We start from the raw sequence: 24,828 nt of genomic DNA on the forward strand, positions 1-24,828 counted from the left end.
CTCCAACAACCGGAACTGCTCGGCGCGCAGCGCGACCATCCGCGCCCGGGCACGCTCGAGCAGCACCCGCCCGGCCACACCCACCCGTTCGCTCACGTGTTCGAACCTAGCCCCGACCCCCGACACTGCTGCTCGGGGAAGCTGAGACACCCTCAGCGAACGGCGCTCCGTTCTCCGGACCGCACAGGCGGCAACCGGGAGCGCGTCACGGCGATGAGGCGGCCGCGGTCATCTCGACCTGGACCGTTGGGAGTGGCCGTCGAACACCGCGCCGCGGACAGGAACACACGCCGGCGGCCCGGAGGACAGGGGCTCTCAGAGCTCCATCGCGAGCAGCCGGGAGCTCAACGACTTGCCGTGCGTGTCCAGCGCCGTCGACACCGTCACGCCGCCCCCGCGCACCCCGGAGCAGACGAACTGCAGCGCGTACACCAGCGGCAGCTCGTGGCGCACGACGTCGCCGGCGACCCACGGCTCGAGGTGGGCACGGACCCGCTCGACCGACAGCGACCGCACCAGCTCGGGGTACGCGGCGTCGTCGTACGGCACGACCGTCAGCGTCGCGACCGTGCCCTTGTCGCCCGCCCGGCAGTGCGCGAGGTCATGCAGCCGCACCGACGGCCTCCAGGATCGTGGTCCGCGGGTGCACGGCGCTGCGCGGTACGAGCGTCGAGACCACCCCGAGGACGGGCGTCCGGTGCACGCGCACGCCCCCGCCGCCGGCTGGCCCGTTGGTGTAGAGCGCCTCGACCTCGTGGCCGACGGCGTCGAGCACGGCCGGGTCGTCGCCGCGCGCCGCGACCCGCAGCCGGGCGTCCTCGGGGCCACCGCGCACCTCGATCCGGGGCGCGACCGGCAGCCCCGCCAGCCGGGTGGCGACGACGTCGGCGGCCAGGCGGCCCCGGGCGTCCGCCCCCGGACCGACGTAGGAGATCTCGGCCTCGACCCGCGTGCCGGCACGGTGGCCCACACTGACCTTGAGCCGGTCCGGGCGCGGCCGCCCGCGGGCGCCGTGGACACGCACCCGGTCGGGACCGGCGTCGTCCACCCGCACGCCGCGCAGGTCGAGCAGGACGTCGGGGGTGACGTAGCCCGACGGGTCGGTGACCTCGTAGAGCAGCTGCTCGCGGACGGTGTGCCGGTCGAGGCGCCCGCCGGTGCCGTCGAGCTTGCCGTAGGTGGCCGACCCGTCGGCGGCGACGTCCGCGAAGGGGAAGCCGAGGTGGGCGAGGTCGGGCACGTCGAACCTCCCCGGGTCGGCGGCGTACCCGCCGGTCAGCTGGCCGGCGCACTCGAGCAGGTGGCCGACGAGCGTTCCGGCTGCCGTGACGTCGACGTCGTCGGGCGCCCACCCGAGGCGCTGGGCCAGCGGCGCGAGGAACAACGACGGGTCGGCGACGCGGCCGGTGACGACGACCTGCGCGCCGGCCTCGAGCGCGGGCGTGATCGCGTCGGCGCCGAGGTAGGCGTTGGCCGACACGATCTCCCCGTGCTCGCGCAGCGGGCGGCCGTCCTCCAGCGCGGGAGCGCCGAGGTCGAGCACGTCGAGCACGTCGTCGCCGGTCACGACGCCGACGCTCGCCCGCGCCCCGAGGTCGTCGAGCAACGCCCGCACCGCGCGGCCGGCCGCGACCGGGTTCGCCGCGCCCATGTTGGTGAGCACCCGGGTCCCCCGCTCGAGCGCGACCGGGAGCAGGGGCGCGAGCCGGGCGTGCAGGCGCGGGTCGTGGCCGGCGTCGGGGTCGGCGAGACGCCGTTGCTGGCCGAGGGCGATGGTGCGCTCGGCGAGGCACTCCAGGACGAGGTCGTCCAGGTCGCCGCGCGCGGCCAGGTCGACGGCGGGGTCGAAGCGGTCGCCGGCGAAGCCCGCGCCGCTGCCGATCCGCACGGTCGTCGGCGTCATCAGATCACCCCGGTGAGGAGGGCGACGGCGGTCATGACGAGCGTGCTGCCGAACGCCCAGCCGAAGACGAAGCGCTGGTGGGCGCCGAAGTCGACGCGGGTCAGGCCGACGAGGATGAAGGTCGACGCGGTCAGCGGGCTGAGCGGGAAGCCGGTGGTCATCTGCCCGAGGATCGCCGCCCGGGCCACCTCGGCCGGCGCGCCGCCGAGGGCGCCGGCCGTCTCGGCGAGCACCGGCAGCACCCCGAAGTAGTAGGCGTCGGGGGTGAAGACCAGCGACAGTGGCATGCCGGTCACCGCGACGAGGGTGGGCAGCAGGCCGCCGGCCGCGTCGGGGATCACCGACACCAGCGCCCGCGCCATCGCCTCGATCATGCCCGTGCCGCCGAGGATGCCGGTGAAGACGCCGGCCGCGAAGATCATCGTGACGACGAGGACGACGCTGCGGCCGTGGCGCTCGAGGAGCTCCTGCTGCTGGGTCCACCGCGGCGCGTTGATCAGGAGCGCGACCACGAAGGCGGCGAGGAAGACCACCGGCAGCTCGGCGAGCTGCAGGAGCAGGACCACGAGCAGCGCGAGCGTGACCACGGCGTTGAGCCAGAAGCGCACCTGGTCGGCGCGGGTGCGGCGCGTCGTCCGCGTCAGGGTCCCGACGGCGCCGTCCCCGCTGTCCCCGTCGTCCCCGCTGTGCCCGTCGTCCCCGCTGTCCCGGCCGGTCGCACCGTCGGAGCCGTCCCCACCGCCGGACGGCGGAGGGGTCTCCCCCTCGCCCGTCCGTGCCGACGCGCCCACGGCGAGCGGCTCGTCCAGCGTGATCACACCCAGCCGCTTGCGCTCCGCGCGTCCGATCACCCACGACGCGAGCACGACCCACGCGATGCCGGCCGCCATCGCCGGGAGCAGCGGCACGAAGATCTCGCTGGCGGGGAGGTCGAGCGCGGCCATGGCCCGGGCGGTCGGCCCGCCCCACGGGACCATGTTCATCACGCCCGCCCCGAGACAGACCAGGGCGGCCAGGACGATCCGGCGCATCCCCAGCCGTTCGTAGATGGGCAGCATCGCCGTGACCATGATCAGGAACGTCGAGGCGCCGTCGCCGTCGAGGGCGACGAGGACGGTGAGCACAGCGGTCCCGACGCAGATCTTCAGCGGGTCGCCGCCTGCCCAGCGGACGACGCGGCGGATGGCGGGGTCGAACAGGCCCGCGTCGATCATCAGGCAGAAGTAGAGGACCGCGAACGTGATCATGATGGCGACCGGTGCGACCTGCTCGAGGCCGTCGAGCACCAGGTCGCCGAGCTCGCCCCCGGCGCCGACGGCCACCGCGGCCAGGGCCGGGATGACGGTCAGCGCGAACAGGACCGAGACCCGGCGCGAGAGCACGGCCGCCAGGAAGACGGCGATGGTGAGGAAACCGGCCGCGGCGAGCATCGTCGACCTCCGGGTCAGCACGGCTGCACCGGACCGTCGGCCCGCTGCAGGAGGTGGTCCGGGTCACGCCCGGTGCCGTGACGATGGCCAGGCGTACCTATGCTCGTCAAAGACCGATCGGCGATGGATTGATGCAGGCAGAGCATGGACGTCACGCTGCAGCAGCTGCGGGTGATCGTCGCCGTGCACGAGGCGGGCGGCTTCACGGCGGCTGCCGAGTCCCTGCGGGTCGCGCAGCCGTCGCTGAGCCGCACCGTCGCCGAGGTGGAGCGCCGCCTGGGCGCCGGCCTCTTAGGCCGCGACGACCCCGGGCAGCAGGAGCGGGTCCGGGTGGCGACGCTGCCGTCGCTCGCCATCCGCCACCACGTCGACCACGCCCTGGTCGCCGCCGACGTCCGACCCCGCCGGGTCGTCGCGGCGCGCAACGTCGCGGCGGTCGCGGGGCTGGTCGCCGCGGGGCTCGGCGTCAGCGCGGTCCCGGGCCTGGTCGTGCCGCTGACCGGCTTCGCCGACCTCGTCGCCGTCCCGCTCGACGCCCCCGTCGTCGTGCGCCGGATGGCCCTCGTGCGCGGGGAGGGCGTCTCGCCCGCGGCCGCGGCGTTCGCCGACCTGCTCGTCGGCGCCGACGACCGCCCGGCCCTCCCCCGCTTCGCGCGCTGGCTCCCGTGAGCCGGACGAGGCGGTGGGGCGCCGGGTCGGCGTGACGCTGCTGGTGCTCGTCCTGCTCCTGGCGCGCCCCTGCTCGGCGAGCCCGAGCGGTTCGCGGCGGTGCTGCGCCCGCCGCTCGACGCCCTGGGCTGACACGGTGGGCACCATGAGCTTCTTCGTGCGCCCGGCGGGCGAGGGCGACCGCTACGAGTTCGGCGGCGCGACGTTCACGGTGAAGGCCGACGGCGACGACACCGAGGGCCGGGTCGGCGTGATGGAGCAGTCCGGCCCGCCCGGGCTGACGGTGCCGCCGCACACCCACGACGGCGAGGACGAGATGTTCTACGTGCTCTCCGGCGAGCTGCGCGGGTTCTGCGGCGACGAGCGGTTCACCGCGTCGGAGGGCTCGTTCCTCTTCCTGCCCCGCGACGTCGAGCACGGCTTCGAGGTGGTCGGCGACCGCCCCGCCCGAGCGCTGACGATCGTGGGACCGGCGAAGTTCGACGCGCTCATCCGGTCGCAGGGCCGCCCGCTGACCTCCTAGGCTGGGTGCGGGAGGGGGACGCCGTGCGGGACGAGGAACTGATCGTCGAGTTCGCGCTGACGCGGCTCGACCACCCCGGGCTCGACCTGGAGGAGACCGCCGCGCTGCTCGTGCGCCGGGTGGGCCCGGAGCAGATGCTCGCGTTCGCGTCGCAGAACCTCGCCGACCGGGGCGAGCTGCGCGGCGCCCTGTTCGACGCGGCCGTCGAGCGGGTCGTGCGCGTGGTGCTGCAGCTGCGCGACGCGCCGCTCTGACGGCCCGGCTCACGCCCGCCGGCGCTCGGGCGGCGGCACCGACACCCAGGTGAGGTGCTTGCCGTGCCGGTCGTCGCCGGACGACCGCCCGCGCAGCCGCCGCCCGACCCACGGCAGGACGTGCTCGCGGTAGTACCGCAGCTCGGTGACGACGCCCCGCGTGCTCGGCGCGCCGGCGGGTCCCGCGGCGGGCGCCGGCCCCTCCCCGATCCCGGCGAGCACGAGGTCGGCGGCACGGCGGTGGCCAGCGGGCCCGAGGTGGAGCCGGTCGGGCGACCAGTAGCCGGGCCGCCGGATCTCGGCGTCGTGGAAGACGTCGACGAACGCGGTGCCGTGCGTGGCGGCGAGCTCGGCGATGCCGGCGGTGAGCAGTTCTCCGCGGCGTCGCACCACGTTGCCGAACGGGAGCCGCTGCGACGGGTCGGCGCCCGAGATGAGCACCACCCGTACACCGGCCCCGGTCGCGCGGCGCACGGCCCGCTCGGTCAGGGCGACGAGGTCGTCGACGGCGATGTGCCGGCGCAGCATGTCGTTGCCGCCGCCGTTGAGCGTGAGCAGCGTCGGGCGCGGCTCCAGCGCGAGGGCGGCGTCGAGCTGCTCGGTGACGATCGGGCCGAGCAGCCGGCCGCGCACCGCGAGGTTCGCGTACCCGATCGGCTCGCCGCGCGACGCGGCCAGACCGGCCGCGACGAGGTCGGCCCACCCGCGGGTCGCCCCGTCGCCGACCTCGTCACCCACGCCCTCGGTGAAGCTGTCCCCGATCGCGAAGTACACGGCGACCATCCTCCGCGAGGATCAGCCGCCGATCTCCGCCCGGGGCCGGAAGTGCAGCTGGTTCCACACCGCCCACGACTGGTCCATCGTCGCCGTGCGGATCTCCCAGCTGTACGGGAGGCCGTCGTAGAGGCCGGTCGAGTAGATCGTCCCGTCGCGCTCCGCGGTGTAGAGCGGGCCCTGGGACGCGCCACCGGGCAGCGACCAGGTCTGGTACTGGTCGACGCGCGGCCCGAGCGTCTCGGTGTCGCGGTAGAAGGCCTGGGCCCCTGCCGTGTCGGGCCAGCGGGCGAAGATCACCCGCGCGTCCGGGGCGACGCCCGGGTAGCGGCAGATGACCGCCTCGGCGGGGTCGACCCCGGTGCTGGTGGTGAGCCGGTCCTGCGGGCCCGACGGGCGGCAGTCGGCGCCGGCGGCGTCGGGGAAGACCTCGGTGACCGAGAGCTGGGCGGTGCCCGAGGAGGGTGCGGACGGTGCCGACGGGGACGAGGGGCCGGCCGGTGCCGACGGGGTCGACGCCGACGGCGGGGCGGCCGTGGTCGTCGTCCCGGCGTTGCGCTGCACGAGCAGCGCGACCGCCCCGACGACCACGAGCAGCAGGACGACCACGACGCCCGCCACGATCGCGGCCGTCCTCCCGTTGTCCCGCCCGCCCTGCTCCGGGGACCGGCCGCCGGGCTCGGTGTACCGGACGGTGCCGGGCGCGGGAGGCGGCGGGGGGAACGGCCCGGGGCCGCCCATGGGCATGCCGGTGCCCGCCGTCCGGTACGGGGCCGGCCCCTGGGACGGGCGCCACGGCTCGGGCCCCGACGCGGGGCGCGGACCGGGGACCACCGTCGGCGTCGCGCCCTGCGGCCCGGAGGCCCGCGGTGCCGGGCCGGGCGCCGGGCTCGTCGTGGTCGGCTGCTCGCCGCCCACCCGCTCTCCCCGGAGCGCCGCGGCCGCGTCGACGGCCAGGTCGCCGGCGGTGGCGTAGCGGCGGGCCGGGTCCTTGGCCATCGCGGTCGCGAGCACGGCGTCGAGCGCCGGCGGCGAGCCCGGCGCGACCTCGGACAGGCGCGGCGGGGTCTCGTTGAGGTGGTCGTACATCAGCGCCGGGCCCTCGGACACGAACGGCGGGCGCCCGGCGATGGCCTCGAACAGCAGGCAGCCCAGCGCGTAGACGTCGACCCGGCGGTCCAGGTCGCGGTTCAGGAAGAGCTCGGGCGCCATGTAGGCGAGGGTCCCGATCGCCGTCCCCGTGCCGGTGAGCGACTGCGCGCCCGCGCCGACCGCCCGCACGATGCCGAAGTCGACGAGGTAGACGAAGTCGCGCCCGCGGTGCTGGGTGATGAGCACGTTGGACGGCTTGACGTCCCGGTGGACGAGGCCGTCGTCGTGCGCGGCGTCGAGGGCCTCCGCGACCTGGTGCACGATCTCCACCGCCCGCGCCGGCTCGAGGCGTCCGTGGCGCTCGATCTCCTCGGCGAGGTCGACGCCCGACACCAGGCGCATGTCGATGAACAGGTGCCCGTCGATGGTGCCGAAGTCGTGGATCGGGATGACGTGCGGCGACGACAGCCGGGCCGCGGTGCGCGACTCGCGGCGGAAGCGCTCCTGGTACTCCCCGTCATCGGCCAGGCCGCCGTGCAGCCGCTTGAGCGCGACGGTGCGCTGGCGGCTGGTGTCGTAGGCGCGGAAGACCTCGCCCATCCCGCCCCGCCCGATGCGCTCCTCCAGGCGGTACGGCCCGAACATCTCCGCGGGCCCGCCCGACGGGTCGCTCGGCGGCGTGTGGCCCGGGGCCTCGGTGCTCATGGGTGGCGTCTCCTGGGTCACGGGTGACCTGGTCCTGGCTCGGCCCCCAGCGATGATGTCACCGAGAGTATGCGTGATCGCCCTCCGATGGGCCAACAGGTCCGTCATCGTACGTCAGGCGCTACTTTCCGTGCTCGCCGTCACGAACGGGGTGCAGCAGGGAGCAGAGCACCGAGGACGCCGCCCGCGCGTGGTCGCTCTCGGAGGAGCTCACGGGGATCCGCTTCCGCACGGACAGGGTGGACGGTGCGCGCCCGCTGCCCCGGTCGCGCAGCATGCACGTCCGAGTCCCGAGACGACCTGAGCCTGGCCGACCTCGCGGACGGCCCACCGGCCGTCCCCGCGGTCGTCCCCGGAAGGAGCCCACGCGTGTCCGACACCCTCGACCGGCTGCAGCCCGATCTCCGCCTGCCCGCGCGCCTCATGTCGGCCGCGCTCGGGCGGCAGCGCAGCGTGGAGGACCTCCGGCGCCCGCCCGGTGCGGTCAACCGGGTGATCTCCGAGGTCGCCCGCCGGCGCGTGCCGAAGACGCTCCGCGTCCACGAGGAGAGCGTTCCCCGCGCCGACGGGTCGCGGCTGCGGCTGCTCGTCATCCGGCCCCGGCGGCCGCGGCGCGACGTCCCGGGCCTGCTCTGGCTGCACGGCGGCGGCTACCTCACCGGCGAGCCGGAGCAGGGCATCGGGATCGTGCGGTCGTTCGTCGAGGGCAGCGGCTGCGTCGTCGTCGCCCCCGCCTACCGCCTCAGCGTCGACGCGCCCTACCCGGCGGCCCGCGACGACGCCTACGCGGCGCTGCTGTGGCTGCGCGACCACGCCGACGAGCTCGGGGTGCGCCGCGACCAGCTCGCCGTCGGCGGCAACAGCGCGGGCGGCGGGCTGACGGCCGCGACGACGCTCTACGCGCGCGACCGCGGCGAGGTGTCGGTGGCGTTCCAGATGCCGCTCTACCCCATGATCGACGACCGCACCCCCGTCGACGTCCTCGACGACGCCCCCGTGTGGGACGCGGTCACCAACCGGAACGCCTGGTCGATGTACCTCGGCGACCGCGACGGCACCGACGACGTCCCCGCCTACGCCGCGCCGGCACGCTGCACCGACCACACCGGCCTCCCGCCGACGATGACCTTCGTCGGCGACGTCGACCCCTTCCACGAGGAGACCACCCGCTACGTCGAGGCGCTGCGCGCGGCGGGCGTGCCCGTCGAGTTCCGGGTGGTCGAGGGCGCGTTCCACGGCTTCGACGTGATCGCGTCGAGCGCGCGCGCCACCCGCGAGGCCGTGGCGTTCCGCGACCAGTGGTTCGGCCACGCCGTGCGGGCGTACCGGGCCCCGCAGCCCCCGGGTGCTCAGTAGGACCTCGGCAGCCCGAGGACGTTCGGGAGATCCCGTACTCCTCGGCGTAGCCCATGCCGCCAGTCCACGGCGCTCAGTCCTCGCGGTGGCGCTGGTGGTGCCGGCGGACCTTGAGCCGGTTGCCACAGGTCTTCATCGAGCACCAGCGCGCGGAGTTCGCCCGGCTCCGGTCCAGCAGGAACAGCCGGCACTCGGGGTTGGCGCACGGCCGCAGCCGCCCCGGGAAGCGCTGCGCGACCGCGCTCCACGCCAGGACCAGCTCGACCGCGATCCGCCGCTCGGGCGCGGCCTCGAGCCGCCACGCCACGCCGTCGTCGCCGACCTCGGGGAGCTGACGGGCGCCGCCGAGCAGGTCGGCCAGCACCCCGGGCCCGGCCTGCCCCGCCACGACCTCCTGCAGGCGGCCGCGGGCGTCGCGCAGCACAGCGAGCTCGGCGTCCTCGCCGAGACCACCGTGGGCGCGCACCCAGGACCGCAGCTCGTCGTCGTCGCCCCACCGGTCGGTCGGGCGCCCGTCCACGACCGGGGTGCTGTTGAGGGCCTCGATCAGCGCCTGCTCGTCGAGCACCGGGCACCACCTCCTGCCGCGACTAACCATATCACCGCGCTTGACAGGTTAGGGCCCGGTGCGTTCACTGACCCTCGTCCCCACTAACCACCATGTGTCGCCGAAGGAGTTACACCATGGTCGATGTCCGCCACCGCACCACCGTCGTCGACGGCCACCGTCTCGCCTACCGGGAGGCCGGTCCCGCCGACGCCCCGGTGCTGGTGCTGCTGCACGGCTACCCCACGAGCTCGCGCATGTTCCGCCACCTGATCCCGGCGCTGGCCGACCGCTACCACGTCGTCGCGCCCGACCACCTCGGGTTCGGACGGTCCGACGCGCCCCCGGTGGAGGAGTTCACCTACACCTTCGACGCCCTCGCCGACCTCACGCGGGGCCTGCTCGCGCAGCTCGGCGTGACCCGCTACGCGATCTACGTCCAGGACTACGGCGCCCCGATCGGCTGGCGCCTCGCCCTGCGCGACCCGTCGGCGATCACCGCGATCATCAGCCAGAACGGCAACGCCTACGACGACGGCTTCGTCCCCGACTTCTGGGCGCCGGTCCGGGCCTACGGCGCGGCCCCCGGACCCGACACCGAGGGCCCGGTGCGCGGCGCGCTCCGCCTCGAGGCGATCCGCTGGCAGTACCTCCACGGCGTGGCCGACCCCGAGCTCGTCGACCCCGACACCTGGGCGCAGGACCACGCCGAGATCAGCCGTCCCGGGCAGGAGCGTCTCCAGCTCGCCCTGTTCGCCGACTACCGCACCAACCCGCCGCTCTACCCGGCCCTGCACGCGTACTTCCGCGCGAGCGGGGTCCCCCTGCTCGCGGTGTGGGGCGCCGAGGACGAGATCTTCGGTCCCGACGGCGCTCGTGCCTTCGCCCGCGACCTGCCCGACGCCGAGATCCACCTCGTCGAGGGCGGCGGTCACTTCCTGCTCGAGAGCCACCTGGACCTGGTCGCCGGGTACGTCCGCGGGTTCCTGGGCCGCGCCCTGACGTCCACGCGTGCTCGGCCCACCGGCACGGACAGGCTCGCGGTGTAGGACGGCCCACCCCGGGGGAGGTGGACGCGCCGCACGTCGGGGCCGGCCGCGCGGCTGCGCTGGTGAACCGCACGGCCGGCTGCCCGTCCTTCGCGGCGCGGGGCCGACCGGTTCGCTCGGGCGCCCCCGGTCGGTGTGGCTCCCGACCGTGCACCAGTGCTGAACGACGTCGTCCTCGATCACTCGCTGGACGTGAACGATCGTCACGCGAGATGCTGATCGAGGTCTCCGTGGCGGCAGCGTTGCCCTCGTCGAGACCACATCCCGCGCCGACGCGTCGAGCCGACGCGCGCGCCGACGAAGGGGAGGAAGCATGGGTGTGCCCACCGGAGGCCGACGTGTCCTGCCGGAGCCCGACGTGCCGCGCCGGGCGATCACGACGTGCGGGCCCGACGGGGCGCCGCGACCGTTCGACCCGGTGCGGCCGACCGAACCGCCCGCCGGGGCACCGAACGTCGTGCTCGTCGTGCTCGACGACCTCGGCTTCGGCAGCTCCAGCGCGTTCGGTGGGCCCTGCCGGATGCCGACCGCGGACCGCCTCGCCGACGACGGGCTGCGCTACACCCGCTTCCACGTCACGGCCCTGTGCTCCCCCACCCGCCAGGCGCTGATGACCGGGCGCAACCACCACGCCGTCGGCATGGGCGCGACCACCGAGATGGCGACCTCGGCGCCGGGTTACACCGGCTACCGCCCGCGCAGCGCCGCGACGCTCGCCCGCGTCCTGCAGGGCAACGGCTACAGCACCGCCGCGTTCGGGAAGTGGCACCAGACCCCGCCGGCGGAGATCAGCCCCGTCGGGCCGTTCGACCGCTGGCCCACCGGCGAGGGGTTCGACCACTTCTACGGGTTCATGGCCTGCGAGATGAACCACTGGTACCCGCTGCTCTACGAGGGCACGACGCCCGTCGAGCCGAGCCGGCGGCCCGAGGACGGCTACCACCTGTCCGAGGACCTCGTCGACCGCGCCGTCGACTGGGTGCACACCCAGCGCTCGCTGACGCCGGACCGGCCGTTCTTCACCTACCTCGCCTTCGGCGCGTCGCACGCCCCGCTGCACGTCGCCCCGGAGTGGCGCGAGCGCTACGACGGCGCGTTCGACGACGGGTGGGACCGGCTGCGCGAGACCACGCTCGCGCGGCAGAAGGCGCTGGGCGTGGTCCCCGAGGCCACCGAGCTCGCCCCGTGGCCCGACGGCGTCCCGCACTGGGACGAGCTCGACGACACCCGGCGGGCGCTCGGCGCGCGGTTCATGGAGACGTTCGCGGGCTTCACCGAGCACGCCGACGCCCAGCTCGGGCGCTTCGTGGCCGCGCTCGAGGAGCTCGGCGCGATGGAGAACACGCTGTTCCTCTACCTGCTCGGCGACAACGGCGCCTCGGGCGAGGGCGGGATCGAGGGCACGCACGTCGAGCACCGTCTCGGGCACGGCATGGTCGACGACCCGGCGGAGATGCTCACCCACCTCGACGAGATCGGCGGCCCGGCGAGCTACCCGATCGCGCCGGTCGGCTGGGCGCTGGCGATGAACACGCCGTACCAGTGGACCAAGCAGGTGGCCTCGCACTTCGGCGGCACCCGCGACGGGCTGGTCGTGCACTGGCCCGCCGGGATCGCCGACCGCGGCGGGCTGCGCCACCAGTTCCACCACGTCATCGACGTGCTGCCCACCGTCCTCGAGTGCGCGGGGATCCCGCAGCCCACCAGCGTCGACGGCACGCCCCAGCAGCCGATCGACGGCACGAGCATGCGCTACACGTTCGCCGACGCGGACGCGCCCGACCGCCGGCGCACCCAGTACTTCGAGATGTGCGGCAACCGCGGCGTCTACCACGACGGCTGGACGGCGGTGACCCGCCACGGCACGCCGTGGGAGATGGTGCCCACGGACAGCGGCGGCTTCCGCGACGACGTCTGGGAGCTCTACGACACGACCACCGACCCGAGCCAGGCGCACGACGTCGCCGGGGAGCACCCCGAGCTCCTCGCCCGGCTGCGCGAGCTGTTCCTCGTCGAGGCGGCGAAGTACCAGGTCTTCCCCCTCGACGACCGGGTCACCGAGCGGGAGAACCCGCGGCTCGCGGGCCGGCTCGACCTGGTCGGCGACCGCACCTCGGTGACCTTCCGGGGCTCGACCCGGCGCCTCATCGAGGAGACGGTCCCGAACGTCAAGAACCGGTCGCACGCGGTGGTCGCCGACGTCGAGGCGCCGGGCGACGGCGTCCTCGTGGCCCAGGGCGGGCGGTTCGGCGGCTGGGCGCTCTACGTGTCCGGCGGGCGGGCCTGCTACGTCTACAACTTCTTCGGCCTGCGCCGGCACACCGTCCGCGCCGACCACGTGCTCGCCGCCGGGCGGCACGAGGTGCGGGTGGACTTCGCCTACGACGGCGGGGGCGACGGCCGGGGCGGGACCGCGACGCTGCGGGTGGACGGGCTCGTCGTGGGCGCGGTGCGGGTCGACGCGACGGTCCCGTACTACTTCTCGTTCGACGAGACCTTCGACGTCGGCGTCGACCTCGGCACCCCGGTCACCGATGACTACGCGGCCGGCGACAACGCCTTCACCGGCACCGTCCACTCCGTACGCGTGGAGCTCACCGCCCCGGATCCCGAGCCGGGCCCGGAGCCGGAGGGCCGGCACCGGCGGGTCATGGCGTCGCACTGACTCACGCCGGCCCCGCGCAGCGGAAGCCCAGGTTGCCCGAGCTCGACTCCGGGGTGTTCGAGGTCCGGGCCGCGACCCGGTAGCGGTTGCAGTACGAGTCGTGGCAGAGGTAGGAGCCCCCGCGCATCACGCGGGCGCTCCCCTCGTCCGGCCCGACCGGGTCGTGCTCCGGGGAGCGGGTGTACCAGTCGGCGGCGAAGCGGTCGGCGCACCACTCCCAGACGTTGCCGACCGTCTGCCACAGCCCGTAGCCGTTGGGCCGGTAGGTCTTGACGGGCGCGGTGGTCAGGTAGCCGTCCTCGCGCGTGTTCTCGGTGGGGAACCGCCCCTGCCACGTGTTGAGGTTCCAGCGCCGGCCGAGTTCGTCGCCCCACGGGAACCGCGCGCCCTCGAGCCCGCCGCGGGCGGCGTACTCCCACTCCGCCTCGGTCGGCAGCCGCTTGCCCGCCCACGCGGCGTAGGCCGTCGCGTCGTGCCACGAGACGTGGACGACGGGGTGCTGGGCGCGGTCGCCGACCGACGACCCCGGCCCCTCCGGCTGCCGCCAGCACGCGCCCCGCACGGCCAGCCACCACGGGGCGCCGTCGACGCTGGTCAGGACGTCGGAGCGGTCGCCGGTGAACGCGAGGTGGAACACCGCCGACGAGCCCCAGCGCTCGGCGTCGGTGACGTGGCCGGTGTCCTTGACGAAGCGGCCGAACGCGGCGTTGGTGACGGTGGTGGCGTCGATCGCGAAGGGGCGCAGGACGACGCGGTGCACCGGGCGCTCGCCGTCCGCGGGATCACCGTCGCCGTGGTGGTCCCCCATGGCGAACGCGCCGCCGGCGATCGGGACCTGGCCTCGGGGGGAGCGTGTCACGAACGGCCAGTCTCCCACCCCGATCGTTCGGCGCCAGCGGACAACGGCGCACGGAACTGTTGTGATGTGCTGCATGGACCTCTCGCTGCGCCGTCTCCGCACGCTGCGTGAGGTCGCGCGCCGCGGCGGGGTCAACGCGGCCGCGGCCGCGCTGCACTACTCGCCCTCCGCGGTCAGCCAGCAGCTCGACGCGCTCGGCGTCGAGGTCGGGGCGCCGGTGCTCGAGCGGGTGGGGCGCGGCGTGCGGCTCACCGAGGTCGGGCGCGTCCTCGTCGAGCAGGCCGAGCTGCTGCTCGCGGCCGAGCACCGCGCCGTCGCCGCCGTCGAGGGCGCGCGGCAGCACCTGTCGGCCCGGCTGTCGGTGGGCATCTTCGCCGCCGCCGCGGCCGGCCTGCTGCCCGCCGTCATCACCGACCTCGCCGCCACGCACGCCGGCATCACCCTCGAGAGCTCCGAGACCGACCAGGAGCAGGCCGTCCTCGACGTCCGGCACGGGCACCTCGACCTCGCCCTGCTCCTCGACTACCCCGACGCCCCGGAGCCCTGGGCGCCCGGACTGACCGTCGTCCCGCTCGGCCAGGACCGCATCCACCTCGCGGCCCCGACCGGCGCGCCGTACCGCGACGGCACCGACCTCGCCGAGCTCGCCGACGAGACCTGGATCATCTCCGGCCCGCACACGTACTACGGCCGTGCGGTGCGGACCGCCTGCCGCCGCGCGGGGTTCGAGCCGCAGGTCCGGCACCGGGTCGACGGCCTGGCGACGGCGCTCGCGATGGTCGCCAACGGGTTGGGCGTCACGCTCGCCAGCGACCTCGGCCGGGTGTTCTGCCCGCCGACCGGGATCGCCATCGTCCCGTTCGAGCGCCCCCTGGTGCGCACGGTCGTCCTCGCGCACCTCCCCCACGCCGTCGAGCGACCGAGCGTGCGGGCCACGGTCGACGCCTTCGCCCGCGCGGCGGCGACCCAGGGCCTGGCGCCGGCGGCCTGATCAGTCGTCCGGGGCGCCGCGCCACCCCGGCGGGGTCGGGGCGTTGATCCGGAACCCGACGCCGAGCATCCGCACGGTGAACGCCAGGGCGGCGCCCGCCAGCGACCACGCGACCGCGGTGCTGCCCAGGCGGTCGGCGACCACGACGACCAGGGCCCCGAGCAGCGCGGGGACCGCGTAGAGCTCGCTCGAGAGCACCGACGGGATCCGGCGCACGAGGACGTCGCGCAGGGTGCCGCCGCCGACCGCGGTGATGCCGCCGAGGAGGACCGCCTGCCCCGCGCCGGCGCCGAGGTCGAGGGCCCGCGCCGCGCCGGTCACCGCGAACAGGCCCAGGCCGAGGGCGTCGAAGACCGTGATCGACAGCGTGATGCGGTCGAGCTGCCGGCTCAGGGCGAAGGCGATCAGTCCGCCGGCGGTCGCGACGAGGAGGTAACGCCAGTCGCTGAAGGTCGCGGGCGGCAGCGCGCCGAGCAGGATGTCGCGCAGGATGCCGCCCCCGAGCGCGGTGATCATGCCGAGGGTCACGACGCCGACGATGTCGAGCCGCGCCGCGCGCACGGCGGTCAGCGCGCCGTTGAGCGCGAACGCGAACGTCCCGGCGAGGTCGAGCACGAGGGCGGCGGTGGAGGCGGCACCCGGGGTGAGGGTCGGGGTCATGGCCGTCACGAGGTTCCCCTCCCGCCGGTGACCGACGCACGGCGCGGGCTCCTCAGCCCGACGCGCGCTCCTCGGCGAACCGCGCGTACCAGCGCAGCGCCTCCGGGTCGTCGACCGACGAGAGGTTCGCGGCCTTCTCCAACGACCGCCCCGAGAGCAACTTCTTGATCGGGACCTCGAGCCGCTTGCCGGTCAGCGTGTGCGGCACGGCGGGCGCCTCGAGGATGTCGTCCGGCACGTGCCGGGGCGTCAGCCGCGACCGCAGCGTCGACACGATCTTCTCCTCCAGCGCCTCGTCCACCCGGTGCCCCGGCGCCGGCACGACGAACAGGCCCAGCCAGTAGCCGCCGTCGGGCAGGTCGACCCCGATGACCAGCGTCTCGACGATCTCCTCCATCGTCTCGAGCACGTCGTAGAAGTCGCTGCTGCCCAGCCGCACGCCGCCGCGGTTGAGCGTGGAGTCCGACCGGCCGTGGATGGAGACGCTGCCGTCGCCGTGCATCGTCACCCAGTCGCCGTGGCGCCAAACGCCGGGCCAGGTGTCGAAGTAGGACTCGGTGTAGCGGACGGCGTCGGGGTCGTTCCACAGGTACACCGGCATCGACGGCATGGGCTGGGTGATGACGAGCTCGCCCACCTCGTCGACGACGGGGTGCCCGTCGTCGTCCCACGCCGCGCAGTCGACGCCGGCGATCGGTCCGCCGATGCGCCCCACCTGCACCGGCGCGTACTCGTTGGCCCCGACGAACGAGCCGGAGATGTCGGTGCCGCCGCTGGTGGAGTCGATGCGGATGTGGGGGCCGACGTGCTCCATCAGCCAGTGGTAGCCGTCCGGGGGCAGCGCCGAGCCGCTGAGCATGACGTGCCGCAGTCGGCCCAGGTCGTGCTCCCGGCCCGGCGAGACCCCGGTGTTCGCCGTCGCGGTGACGACCCCGGCGCCCATGAGCACGACGTCGGCGCCGGTGCGGGCCGCGACCTCCCACACCGCGCCCGGCGGGTGGTTGGGCGCGCCCTCGTAGAGCACGATGCCCGCGCCCTGGGTCATGGCGCCGAGCTCGATGTTCCACAGCGCCCAGCCCGTCGAGGTGTAGGTGAACATCCGCTCGCCCTCGCGGAACCCGCCGTAGAGCCCGGACCACAGCAGGCCCTGCAGGGTGATGCCGCCGTGGCCGTGCACCAGCCCCTTGGGCAGGCCGGTGGTGCCGGAGGTGAACAGCACCCACAGCGGGTGGGAGAACTCGACCTGCTCGAACTCCAGCGGCTCGTCGCGCGCGAGGAGGTCGTCCCACGGTGTCGTGCCCTCGGGGTCCGGCCGGTCGAACACGTAGGGGACGTGGACGACGTGCCGCACCGTCGGCAGGTTCGCGCGCAGCCGGGCGACGACCTCGCCGCGGTCGACGACCTTGCCGTTCCAGTGGTAGCCGTCGGCGGCGACGAGGACGGTCGGCTCGAGCTGCGCGAGACGCCCGGTGGTGCCCTCGGCGCCGAAGTCCGGGGAACAGCAGGCCCACACCGCGCCCACGGCGGCGGTCGCCAGGCAGGCGATGACGGCGTGCTCGGTGTTCGGCAGGTAGGCGCCGACCCGGTCGCCCGGCCGCACCCCCGCCCGGCGCAGCCACCCGGCGGCCGCGGCCACCGCCCGGCGCAGCTCGCCCCACGTCATCTCGCGGGCGGGCGTCCCGCCCTCCTGGACGCACACCAGCGCGACGTCGTCGTCGCCCCCGCGGCGCAGCATGTGCTGCGCCCAGTTCAGCCGCGCGCCGGTGAACCAGCGGGTGTGCGGCATCGGGTCGTCGGTGCGCACCTGCGTCCACGGCGTGGAGAACTCGACCCCGTAGTACTCGACGACCGAGAGCCAGAACCGGTCGAGGTCCTCGACCGACCACCGCCACAGGGCGTCGTGATCGGGGAACGACCGGCCCTCGCGCTCCTCGAGCCAGTCGAGGTAGGCGCGCAGCGGAGAGCTCGCGATGCGCTCCGGGGTGGGGCGCCAGAGCGTCTCGGTCGTCTGCGTCATCGCCACCGCCTCGGTCGCACCGGGGTTCCTCGCTGAACACGCTGAACATAGAGAAGGCCGCCTCACCGCAGCCACCTCGCGGCGAGCGCGTCGAGCCGGGTCAGCACCTCGCGCTGGGGGCCCGGGTCGACCCAGAACGCGATGCGGTCGACGCCGACGTCGGCGATGCCGGTGCCAGCCGGGCGGGTTCGACGGGTCGGTCCGGGCGTCAGGACGGCGTGGCGTCGTCGAGCAGGTGGAGCTCGTGGGCGACGCGCACGAGCTCGGCGCGGCGGCTGCAGCCGTGGCGGCGCAGCATCGACGCGACGTGGTACTTGATCGTGTGGGAGCTGAGGTGCAGGCGCTCGCCGATCTCGTGGTTGCTCTCACCGCGGCTGATCCCCCGGACGACGGCGAGCTCGCGCGCGGTGAAGCCAGCCGGTGAGGGGGCCGCGCCGAGGCGTCGCTGCAGGAGCTCCCCGGCGATGCGCGGCTCGAACCAGCTGCCCGCCGTGACGACCTCCCGCAGGATGTCCGGCACGCGGCGCACCGAGGTCTCCTTGAGCAGGTAGCCCGACGCCCCCGCCTCGACCGCCTGGGCCAGCAGCTCCCGGTTGCCGTAGGCACTGAAGATGACCACGGCCGGCGGGCGGGACCGACGAGTCAGGGCCCGGCAGAGCTCGATGCCGTTGCCGCCGTCGCGCTCGCCGATGCGCAGGTCGACCATGGCGACGTCCGGGCGGGCGCGGGCCACCAGCCCCTCCCCCTCCTCGACGGTGGCCGCCGCGCCGAGGAACTCCAGGTCCGGCTCGCGTCCGGCCAGGGCCCGCAGCCCGTCGTGGACGACCTCGTGGTCGTCGACCACGCAGAACCCGATCACGGCGCCCCCGTCCCGCGCCGGGGCCACGGCGCCACCACCGCCCGCACGTGCGTGCCGGTCGGGGCCGCGGGCTCGACGTGGAGCGTCCCGCCGACCTGGGCGACGGCGGCGTGCATCGCCCGCATCCCGAAGTGCGCGCCCGTCCCGCCCGCGCTGCTCGCCGCGTCGAAGACGCCGTCGTCGGTGACGCGCAGGACCACCACGAGCGGCGAGGTCTGCAGGCGCACGGTGAGGTGACGACAGCCCGAGTGCTGCTCGGCGTTCGTCAGCGCCTCCTGTCCGATCCGGGCGAGCGCGTCGGCGACCGCCGGGTCCAGCTCGAGGTCGGGCCCGTCGAGCTCGAGGGTGCGCTCCACGTCCCGCTCGGGCACCAGGGCGATGCGGTCGAGGACCTCCGACGCCGGCGCCGAGCCCGTCCGCGGCGCCGAGACGAGCAGCCCGAGCTCGCCGCGCAGCCGGGCCATGGCGGCCTCGGCGGCCCGGGCGATGGTGTCGAGACGGGTCGCGTGCTCGTCGTCGGTGACGCCGTGGCGGGCCTGCTCGGCCTCGAAGCCGATCGCGACGAGGCCGCGGACCACCGAGTCGTGCAGGTCGAAGGCCACCTGCTCGCGCACGGCCTGCTCGAGGGCCCGGGCCTGGTCGGCCTCGGCGTAGCGGCGCCGCACCCCGGGCGCGGCGTGCCCGGCGACGTCCTCGAGGAGCTCCTCGTCGACGGCCGTGAACGGCCGCATCCGCCGGTCCCCGATGTAGAGGACGGCCGCGATCCGACTGTCCACCGACACCGGCGCCGCCATCGCCGACACGATCCCCTCCCCCCGGGTCTCGTCGACCGGCGCCGCCTCGAGCCGCCCGTCGGACGCGTAGTTGGCCGAGCACACCGGACGGCCGAGACGCCGGGCGAGACCGCCCAGCCCCTGGCCGTGCTGCACCCGCAGCCGACGGAACGGCGCCGTGCGGATGCCGAGCGCCTCGTCGAAGACGTAGGTCCCGGACGCGTCGACGGGGACGCCGAGGTAGGCGACCTCGGCGCGGAACAGCTCGCGGGCCGAGCCGAGGATGGCGGTCAGGACGGCGGGCTCGTCGTCGCTGGCCACCGCCGCCTCGGCCATCGTCCGCGTCGCGGCGCGCAGGTCGCGCCCGAGCTGCAGTGCCCCGGCCTGCCGGCCCCGGCGCAGCGCCCGCCCGATGGACTGCCGGTAGTGGCGGCGCACGTCGTCGTCGAGGACGGCGTCGGGGTTGCCCAACGGCGTCGCGAGGTTGCCGAGGACGACCGCGCCGTGCCCGTGGCGGTCCCGCCAGGGCACGACGACGCTCGAGCGCAGCCGCAGGCCGTGGCCACGCAGCCGGGAGCGGATCTCCAGCCGGTCCCGGACCGCGGGCAGCCGGCGCGGGAGCACGGGATCGACGAGGACCGGCTCGTTGGGCAGGAAGCCCTCGATCCCGCCCGACGCCACGGCGGCGAGGACCACCGCGGGCCCGGCGGCGCGGGCCTCGTAGACGACGACCCCGAACTCGGCGCCGAGCAGCGCCACGAGCTCGTCGAGGACCGGGCCCACGGCGTCGTGGATCGCCCGCGAGCCACCGCCGTCGACCAGGTACTCCACGGCACCGTCTCCTCCCGCGTCCCTCCGAGAGTTGCACAGGAGTGGCGGCCCGTCACCGTCCCGGAGCGGGCGCCGACTCAGGCCTGCCGCGCCCAGCTGGAGTCCGGCGGCGCCGGCTCGACCCCACGCACGTCGGGCAGGGCCATCTTGCGCTCGTCCTCCTCGTCGTCGACCCACGCGCGGGCGATCTCGTCGCAGGTCGCGAACCACACGCCGTCGTGCGAGACGATGTGCTGGATCAGCTTCTCGTACCACATCATGTGGTGCGCCTGACCGATGATCTGCGGGTGCACGCACGTGGCGTACACGGGGTTCTCCACGTTCTGGTAGGCGTAGTCGAAGATGTCCTGCCAGCGCCGCAGGATCGTCTCGGTGTCCTGCATCCCGGCCTGCGGGCCCGTGTAGGCCAGCGGCGGGAAGTCGTCGAGGTACCAGTTCACCGGGATCTCGAGGACGTGGCTCGCCTTGCCGGCCACGTTCGCCTTCTCCCAGTTCACCTGCCAGCGCTGCGGCCGGTAGGGCACGAGGTCGCGGGCCATGAGGCTCGTGTCGTAGGTGAAGCCGGACTCCTCGATGATGTCGAGGGTGTTCTCGCTGTAGTCCCAGTACGGGGAGCGATAGCCCGTCGGGCGCAGCCCCAGCACGTTCTTGAAGCTCTCGAACGCGAGGTCGACCAGGCGGCGCTCGGTGTCGCGCTCCAGACCCGGCGGGACCTCGTGGTAGTAGCCGTGGTGGCCGAACTCGTGGCCGTCCTCGAGCACCGCGCGGCACTGCTCGGGGAACGTGTCGACCGAGTGGCCGGGCGTGAACCAGGTCGTCGTGACGTCGTAGCGCCGGTAGAGCTCGAGCAGCCGCGGCACACCGACCTCGGCGCCGAACTGGCCCCGCGACATGGCCGACGGCGACGGACGGTTGAACGCGCCGAGCCACAGGGCCTGGGCGTCGAAGTCGGTCCCCAGGTTGACGGCGATCTTCTTGCCGGGCGGCAGTTGCAGGTGTCCCATCAGATCTCCTCGGTCAGGGCGTCACGACTTCTCTGGCGTGAGCTCGATGACGGTGTCGGCCTCGGCCTCGATGCGGGACCGGGTGTAGAGCAGCGGGAACGCCTCCCCGCGGCTCCAGGGGTCGAACAGGTCGGTCAGGTGCGGATCGCCGATCCGGCCCGACTGGCCGGGGGCGTTCATCGCCAGCGACGAGTCCCACGCGCCGACGTCGACGACGAGCCGGAACGTGGCGCCGGCGCTCTGCACGAAGTTCGGGCCGTACGCGGTGTTGCCGACGGTGTCGCCGCTGCCCCCGCGCGGCGCGGGGCCGGCGGAGAGCTGGTCGGCGGGCACCCCGGCGAGCAGGTGGCGCAGCGGGTGGTGGGCGTGGGCGACGTGCAGCGAACCCCAGGCCCACGCGGCGCGGTCGGCGCCGAGCAGCTCCTCGACCTCCCCGACGGCCGCCGGCAGCGTCGCGGCGACGATCTCCGCCAGGTCGGCGTCGGGCATGCCCTCCACCTGCTCGATGTCGACGCGGGCGTCGGCCAGCAGGTCCTCGGCCGGACTGATGCGGGTCGCGACGGCCACGGCGTCGTCGGTCCCGACGACGCCCTCCAGGGCGCGGCGCAGCAGTGCCGGACGCAGGTGACGACGGAACCAGACCTCGAACAGCGCGGCGGCCCCCGAGTCCGGCGCGAGCACCCCGTCCCACTCCGTGAGCAGGTCGAGCCCGTCGACGTCGCCCGGGACGGAGGCCTTCGCGACCCGCGCGAGGATGCGCCGCGCCGGGATCGACAGGAAGTCGCTCTGCAGCGCGACCATGCTCTCCGGCGTCGCGTCGGTGGTCGCGGCGAGCACCTCGTCGAGCCGGTGACGCCGGTAGGGCGCGTACCAGTCGTAGGTGATGTGGCGGTCGGCCGGGTGGTCGTCGGGCAGGTTGCACTCGTTGGCCGTGGCCAGGAAGCCCTGCTCCGGGTCCACGGCTCCGGGCAGCTGGTCGGCGTCGTAGAACCCGGCCCACTCGTAGCGTCCGTCGCCTGGCACCGGCAGCGTCCCGTCCCAGTTGGGGCGGACGGGCGTGAGGCCGCCGGTCTGCCAGGCGATGGTGCCCGACGGGTCGGCGTAGACCTGGTTCTCCGGCGGGGCGCCCCAGCGGTTCATCGCGGCGGCGAACTCGTCCCAGTTCTCCGCCCGCATGTAGTCCATGCTCCCGAGGTAGGGCGCCATCCCCGGCTCGAGCCAGGCCGCGCGCACCGCGTAGGCGAGCCCCCGCTCGTGGTCGTGGTGGATCACCGGGCCGTGGCGGGTGAACAGCAGCTCCACGGTGACCGCGTCGCCGTCGCGGACCGCGATCGTCTCCTCCACCCGGCGCATCGCCTCCCAGCCGTCGCCGTAGCGGTAGCGCTGCGGGTCGTCCGGGGCGGTCTCGTAGACGTAGAGGTCCTCCTGGTCGATCGCGAAGATCGTCAAGCCGAAGGCGATGCGTCCGTTGTGGCCGATGGAGATGCCGGGAAGGGCGGGCTCGCCGCCGCCGATGACGTCGAAGCCGGGCGCAGACAGGTGCGCGATGTAGCGCAGGCCGGGCAGGGCGGCCGCCGCGCGGTGCGGGTCGTTCGCGAGCAGCGGGCGTCCCGACCGGGTCCGCGAGCCGGCGAGCACCCAGTTGTTGCTGCCCTCGGGCAGGACGTCCCCCTGCGCGTCGTCGACCGGCGACGGGGGCCCGAAGACCGGGGCCGAGGTGGCGAGGTCGTAGACCTTCAGCACGTCGTCGGGGATCGCGCCGACGTCGAGGCCCTCGGGGACCTCGAGCGGACGCCACGGCTCGCGGCGCCGCCGCAGTTCCTCGGCCTCGGCGGGCAGGTCCCGCAGGGTGCGGGCGCGGGCCACCTCGTCGCGCACGTTGTAGAAGAGGCCGTGGCTGCGGATCCGGGCCACGTCCTCGGGATCCCAGAACGCGGGCTCGTAGTCGAGCGCGCGGAACTCCTCGGGCAGCAGGCCGGGGTCCTCGCGCGTCAGCGCGACGTAGGCGTTGACCCCCTCGACGAACGCCGTCGAGGCGCGCTTGGTGTCCGATCCGTAGGCGAGCCACTCCCCCCGCATGTCGCCGCGGTAGAGGAACAGCCGCGCCGCCCGGTCGCGCTCCACGTGCTCGGCGCCGAACACCTCGGCCAGCCGCCCGAGACCCCGGCGGCGCCAGAAGTCGATCTGCCACAGCCGGTCGCGGGCGGCGTTGAAGCCCTGCACCCGGAAGGCGTCGTAGGTGCTCGCCGCGTACATGTGGGGCACGCCCCACCGGTCGACGATGATCTCTGCCGGTCCCGTCAGACCTGGCAGCACGTACGACGCGCGGCTCGGGCCCGCCTGTCCGTCCGCCACGACCTGCTCCCCTCGTCGCTCCGCCGACGCGGCGAGTGAAGCAGCGGGAGAGGTCGTCACGTGGCCATGAGTGCACGGCCGCGGGAGCGGTCGCGGGCTAGCCGTTCGGGCAGTGCGACCGCTCGGCGCACGACCCGGTGACGGGGGTGTCGCGGGGCTACCCGCGTCCATGGCCGATTTCACGGGCACCACCACCGTCGGCGCGGCCGACGACGTCCTGTTCGCCTTCCTCTCCGACGTGCACAACCTCCCGAAGTACTTCGCGCGCATGACCTCCGCCGAGCCCGGGGAGGGCAACGAGGTCCGCACCACCGCGGCGCTGCCCGACGGCTCGCAGGTCGAGGGCCGTGCGTGGTTCGAGGTCACCGACGACAGCCGCCACCTCGCCTGGGGCTCCGAGGGCGAGAACGGCTACCACGGCTACCTCGACGTGCGAGCGGTCGGCGACGACCGCTCCGAGGTCGAGGTGCACATCCACACCGAGCGGGTCACCGAGGACACCGACGGCAGCATCCAGGGCGGCGTCGACGAGACGCTGGCCGCGATCAAGCAGCTCGTCGAGCGGGCCGGCGCGCTCGACTGACCGTCAGGGGGTCTCGGCCGGCACCGTCTCCCGGCCGAGCTCCTCGGCGTCGACGAACAGCGGCGCCGCCGGGGCCGACTGCTCGACGACGACGCTGTTCGGCGCACGGTTGATCAGCAGGCGCATGACGTCGGGCCGCGAGTAGTGGCCCACCGGGTCGGCCGCCGACTTGGCGATCGAGATGAGGGAGAGGTCGAGGTCGGCGACGACCAGGCCCTCCTCGGTCTCGGCCAGGTCCTCGCCGAGGGGCGTGCCCTCCGGCCCGAAGATGCGCGCGAAGCCGCCGCCCTGCAGCAGGAGCCGGCGCTTGGCCTCGGTGTCGCAGTAGAGGTCGTGGGCGGCCTGGCCGACCACCGAGCACGGCGGGCGCCGAGGTCGCTCCCATACCTCCGGCATCGAAGCGCGACGCCCACCGCGTGTCCACCGGCCGTCCGTCCACGGCGGGTTTGCGCGCCCCGCGCGGTGGGCGACCACGCCCCATGGCCGACGACTACGGGCACTGGCAGGACGTCACCACCCGCTGGAACGACAACGACCAGTACGGGCACCTCAACAACGTGGTGCACCACGCGATCATGGACACGGTCGTGAACCGCTGGCTGATCGAGAACGACTGCCTCGACCCGCACGGGGGCGACACCGTCGGCCTGGTCATGGAGGTGCGCTGCGAGTACAAGGCGCAGGCCGGGTTCCCCGACGTCGTGTCGGTCGGCCTGCGGGTCGGCGAGCTCGGCAACTCCAGCGTGCGGTTCGAGGTCGGCATGTACCGCGGCGACGGCGAGCTGTTCTTCACCGGCGACTTCGTGCACGCGTTCATCGACCGGGAGACGGAGAAGACGGTGCCCATCGAGGGTGCGCGGCGGGCGGCGCTGGAGGGCCTGCAGCGGGCGGGCTGACGGGTCGCGTGGGCGGCGGGTGGTCGGCGACCT

23 protein-coding genes are annotated in these 24,828 nt (G+C 74.6%); 9 read left to right on the forward strand and 14 right to left on the reverse strand.

Going from position 1 to position 24,828, the window contains the following annotated elements; all coding sequences use genetic code 11:
* Positions 1-315: 315 nt before the first annotated feature.
* From PGB27_RS28545 to PGB27_RS28555, 3 genes are read right to left on the reverse strand one after another with little or no spacing between them, the layout of a single operon-like run.
* Positions 316-615, reverse strand: a complete 300-nt coding sequence (locus PGB27_RS28545) for an AtuA-related protein (RefSeq protein WP_274203843.1) — start codon at positions 613-615, stop codon at positions 316-318.
* The gene (locus PGB27_RS28550; protein ID WP_274203844.1) at positions 602-1,903 is read right to left on the reverse strand and encodes an acyclic terpene utilization AtuA family protein; all 1,302 of its coding nucleotides are present in this window, start codon (positions 1,901-1,903) and stop codon (positions 602-604) included. The genes PGB27_RS28545 and PGB27_RS28550 overlap by 14 nt, the downstream gene beginning before the upstream one ends.
* A complete protein-coding gene (locus tag PGB27_RS28555; RefSeq protein WP_274203902.1) occupies positions 1,903-3,333 on the reverse strand; it encodes a CitMHS family transporter in 1,431 nt (476 codons plus the stop codon). The genes PGB27_RS28550 and PGB27_RS28555 overlap by 1 nt, the downstream gene beginning before the upstream one ends.
* A 144-nt stretch (positions 3,334-3,477) precedes the next feature.
* Between PGB27_RS28555 and PGB27_RS28560 the strand changes: the two genes are divergently transcribed.
* The 3 genes from PGB27_RS28560 to PGB27_RS28570 are packed head-to-tail and all read left to right on the forward strand — an operon-like array spanning position 3,478 to position 4,779.
* Complete coding sequence (locus PGB27_RS28560) at positions 3,478-4,002, forward strand: LysR family transcriptional regulator (RefSeq protein ID WP_274203845.1); 525 nt, start codon at positions 3,478-3,480, stop codon at positions 4,000-4,002.
* 13 nt (positions 4,003-4,015) lie between these two features.
* Positions 4,016-4,525 carry a cupin domain-containing protein gene (locus PGB27_RS28565; RefSeq protein ID WP_274203846.1) on the forward strand — a complete coding sequence of 170 codons (510 nt, stop codon included), beginning with the start codon at positions 4,016-4,018 and terminating at the stop codon, positions 4,523-4,525.
* Between the two features lie 23 nt (positions 4,526-4,548).
* A complete protein-coding gene (locus tag PGB27_RS28570; protein WP_274203847.1) occupies positions 4,549-4,779 on the forward strand; it encodes a hypothetical protein in 231 nt (76 codons plus the stop codon).
* A gap of 9 nt (positions 4,780-4,788) precedes the next feature.
* Here the strand turns inward: PGB27_RS28570 and PGB27_RS28575 are convergent, their stop codons facing one another.
* Complete coding sequence (locus tag PGB27_RS28575) at positions 4,789-5,562, reverse strand: SGNH/GDSL hydrolase family protein (protein ID WP_274203848.1); 774 nt, start codon at positions 5,560-5,562, stop codon at positions 4,789-4,791.
* Positions 5,563-5,574: 12 nt separating this feature from the next.
* Positions 5,575-7,350 (reverse strand): serine/threonine-protein kinase, encoded by a 1,776-nt coding sequence (locus tag PGB27_RS28580; RefSeq protein WP_274203849.1) that lies wholly within the window; start codon positions 7,348-7,350, stop codon positions 5,575-5,577.
* Positions 7,351-7,719: 369 nt separating this feature from the next.
* Between PGB27_RS28580 and PGB27_RS28585 the strand changes: the two genes are divergently transcribed.
* Positions 7,720-8,706 (forward strand): alpha/beta hydrolase, encoded by a 987-nt coding sequence (locus PGB27_RS28585; RefSeq protein ID WP_274203850.1) that lies wholly within the window; start codon positions 7,720-7,722, stop codon positions 8,704-8,706.
* A 73-nt stretch (positions 8,707-8,779) separates the two neighbouring features.
* On the opposite strand, the gene PGB27_RS28590 is transcribed toward PGB27_RS28585, so the two are convergent.
* Entirely contained in the window at positions 8,780-9,274 is a 495-nt protein-coding gene (locus PGB27_RS28590; RefSeq protein WP_274203851.1) for a CGNR zinc finger domain-containing protein, read from the reverse strand.
* Positions 9,275-9,390: 116 nt separating this feature from the next.
* On the opposite strand from PGB27_RS28590, the gene PGB27_RS28595 reads away from it, so the two are divergent.
* Together PGB27_RS28595 and PGB27_RS28600 are read left to right on the forward strand one after the other, a co-directional pair.
* Positions 9,391-10,302 (forward strand): alpha/beta fold hydrolase, encoded by a 912-nt coding sequence (locus PGB27_RS28595; RefSeq protein ID WP_274203852.1) that lies wholly within the window; start codon positions 9,391-9,393, stop codon positions 10,300-10,302.
* A 313-nt stretch (positions 10,303-10,615) separates the two neighbouring features.
* On the forward strand, positions 10,616-12,967 hold the full coding sequence (locus tag PGB27_RS28600) for a sulfatase-like hydrolase/transferase (protein WP_274203853.1): 2,352 nt from the start codon (positions 10,616-10,618) through the stop codon (positions 12,965-12,967).
* A 1-nt stretch (position 12,968) separates the two neighbouring features.
* On the opposite strand, the gene PGB27_RS28605 is transcribed toward PGB27_RS28600, so the two are convergent.
* A complete protein-coding gene (locus tag PGB27_RS28605) occupies positions 12,969-13,826 on the reverse strand; it encodes a formylglycine-generating enzyme family protein (protein ID WP_274203854.1) in 858 nt (285 codons plus the stop codon).
* Positions 13,827-13,899: 73 nt separating this feature from the next.
* Here PGB27_RS28605 and PGB27_RS28610 point away from each other — a divergent pair, with 73 nt between their 5' ends.
* Positions 13,900-14,817, forward strand: coding sequence for a LysR family transcriptional regulator (locus PGB27_RS28610; protein ID WP_274203855.1), 918 nt, complete (start codon positions 13,900-13,902; stop codon positions 14,815-14,817).
* Here the strand turns inward: PGB27_RS28610 and PGB27_RS28615 are convergent, their stop codons facing one another.
* The 6 genes from PGB27_RS28615 to PGB27_RS28640 all read right to left on the reverse strand — a co-directional run bounded on the left by PGB27_RS28615 (position 14,818) and on the right by PGB27_RS28640 (position 23,316).
* Positions 14,818-15,477, reverse strand: coding sequence for a trimeric intracellular cation channel family protein (locus PGB27_RS28615; RefSeq protein ID WP_274203856.1), 660 nt, complete (start codon positions 15,475-15,477; stop codon positions 14,818-14,820). It abuts the gene before it with no gap.
* 52 nt (positions 15,478-15,529) lie between these two features.
* A complete protein-coding gene (locus PGB27_RS28620; RefSeq protein ID WP_274203857.1) occupies positions 15,530-17,494 on the reverse strand; it encodes an acetoacetate--CoA ligase in 1,965 nt (654 codons plus the stop codon).
* 208 nt (positions 17,495-17,702) lie between these two features.
* Complete coding sequence (locus tag PGB27_RS28625) at positions 17,703-18,380, reverse strand: response regulator transcription factor (RefSeq protein WP_274203858.1); 678 nt, start codon at positions 18,378-18,380, stop codon at positions 17,703-17,705.
* Entirely contained in the window at positions 18,350-19,957 is a 1,608-nt protein-coding gene (locus PGB27_RS28630) for a GAF domain-containing sensor histidine kinase (protein ID WP_274203859.1), read from the reverse strand. Before PGB27_RS28630 ends, PGB27_RS28625 begins: the two co-directional genes overlap by 31 nt.
* A 77-nt stretch (positions 19,958-20,034) precedes the next feature.
* Positions 20,035-20,961, reverse strand: coding sequence for a polysaccharide deacetylase family protein (locus PGB27_RS28635; RefSeq protein ID WP_274203860.1), 927 nt, complete (start codon positions 20,959-20,961; stop codon positions 20,035-20,037).
* Positions 20,962-20,982: 21 nt separating this feature from the next.
* Positions 20,983-23,316: a penicillin acylase family protein gene (locus PGB27_RS28640; RefSeq protein ID WP_274203861.1), complete on the reverse strand. Its 2,334-nt coding sequence runs from the start codon at positions 23,314-23,316 to the stop codon at positions 20,983-20,985.
* 169 nt (positions 23,317-23,485) lie between these two features.
* Here PGB27_RS28640 and PGB27_RS28645 point away from each other — a divergent pair, with 169 nt between their 5' ends.
* Entirely contained in the window at positions 23,486-23,899 is a 414-nt protein-coding gene (locus PGB27_RS28645; RefSeq protein ID WP_274203862.1) for an SRPBCC family protein, read from the forward strand.
* 3 nt (positions 23,900-23,902) lie between these two features.
* On the opposite strand, the gene PGB27_RS28650 is transcribed toward PGB27_RS28645, so the two are convergent.
* On the reverse strand, positions 23,903-24,295 hold the full coding sequence (locus PGB27_RS28650) for a carbon-nitrogen hydrolase family protein (protein WP_274203863.1): 393 nt from the start codon (positions 24,293-24,295) through the stop codon (positions 23,903-23,905).
* 83 nt (positions 24,296-24,378) lie between these two features.
* On the opposite strand from PGB27_RS28650, the gene PGB27_RS28655 reads away from it, so the two are divergent.
* Complete coding sequence (locus PGB27_RS28655; protein ID WP_274203864.1) at positions 24,379-24,795, forward strand: acyl-CoA thioesterase; 417 nt, start codon at positions 24,379-24,381, stop codon at positions 24,793-24,795.
* The last annotated feature ends 33 nt before the right edge of the window (positions 24,796-24,828 follow it).

Source organism: Actinomycetospora lemnae (assembly GCF_028737315.1).
Classification (GTDB): Bacteria; Actinomycetota; Actinomycetes; order Mycobacteriales; family Pseudonocardiaceae; genus Actinomycetospora; species Actinomycetospora lemnae.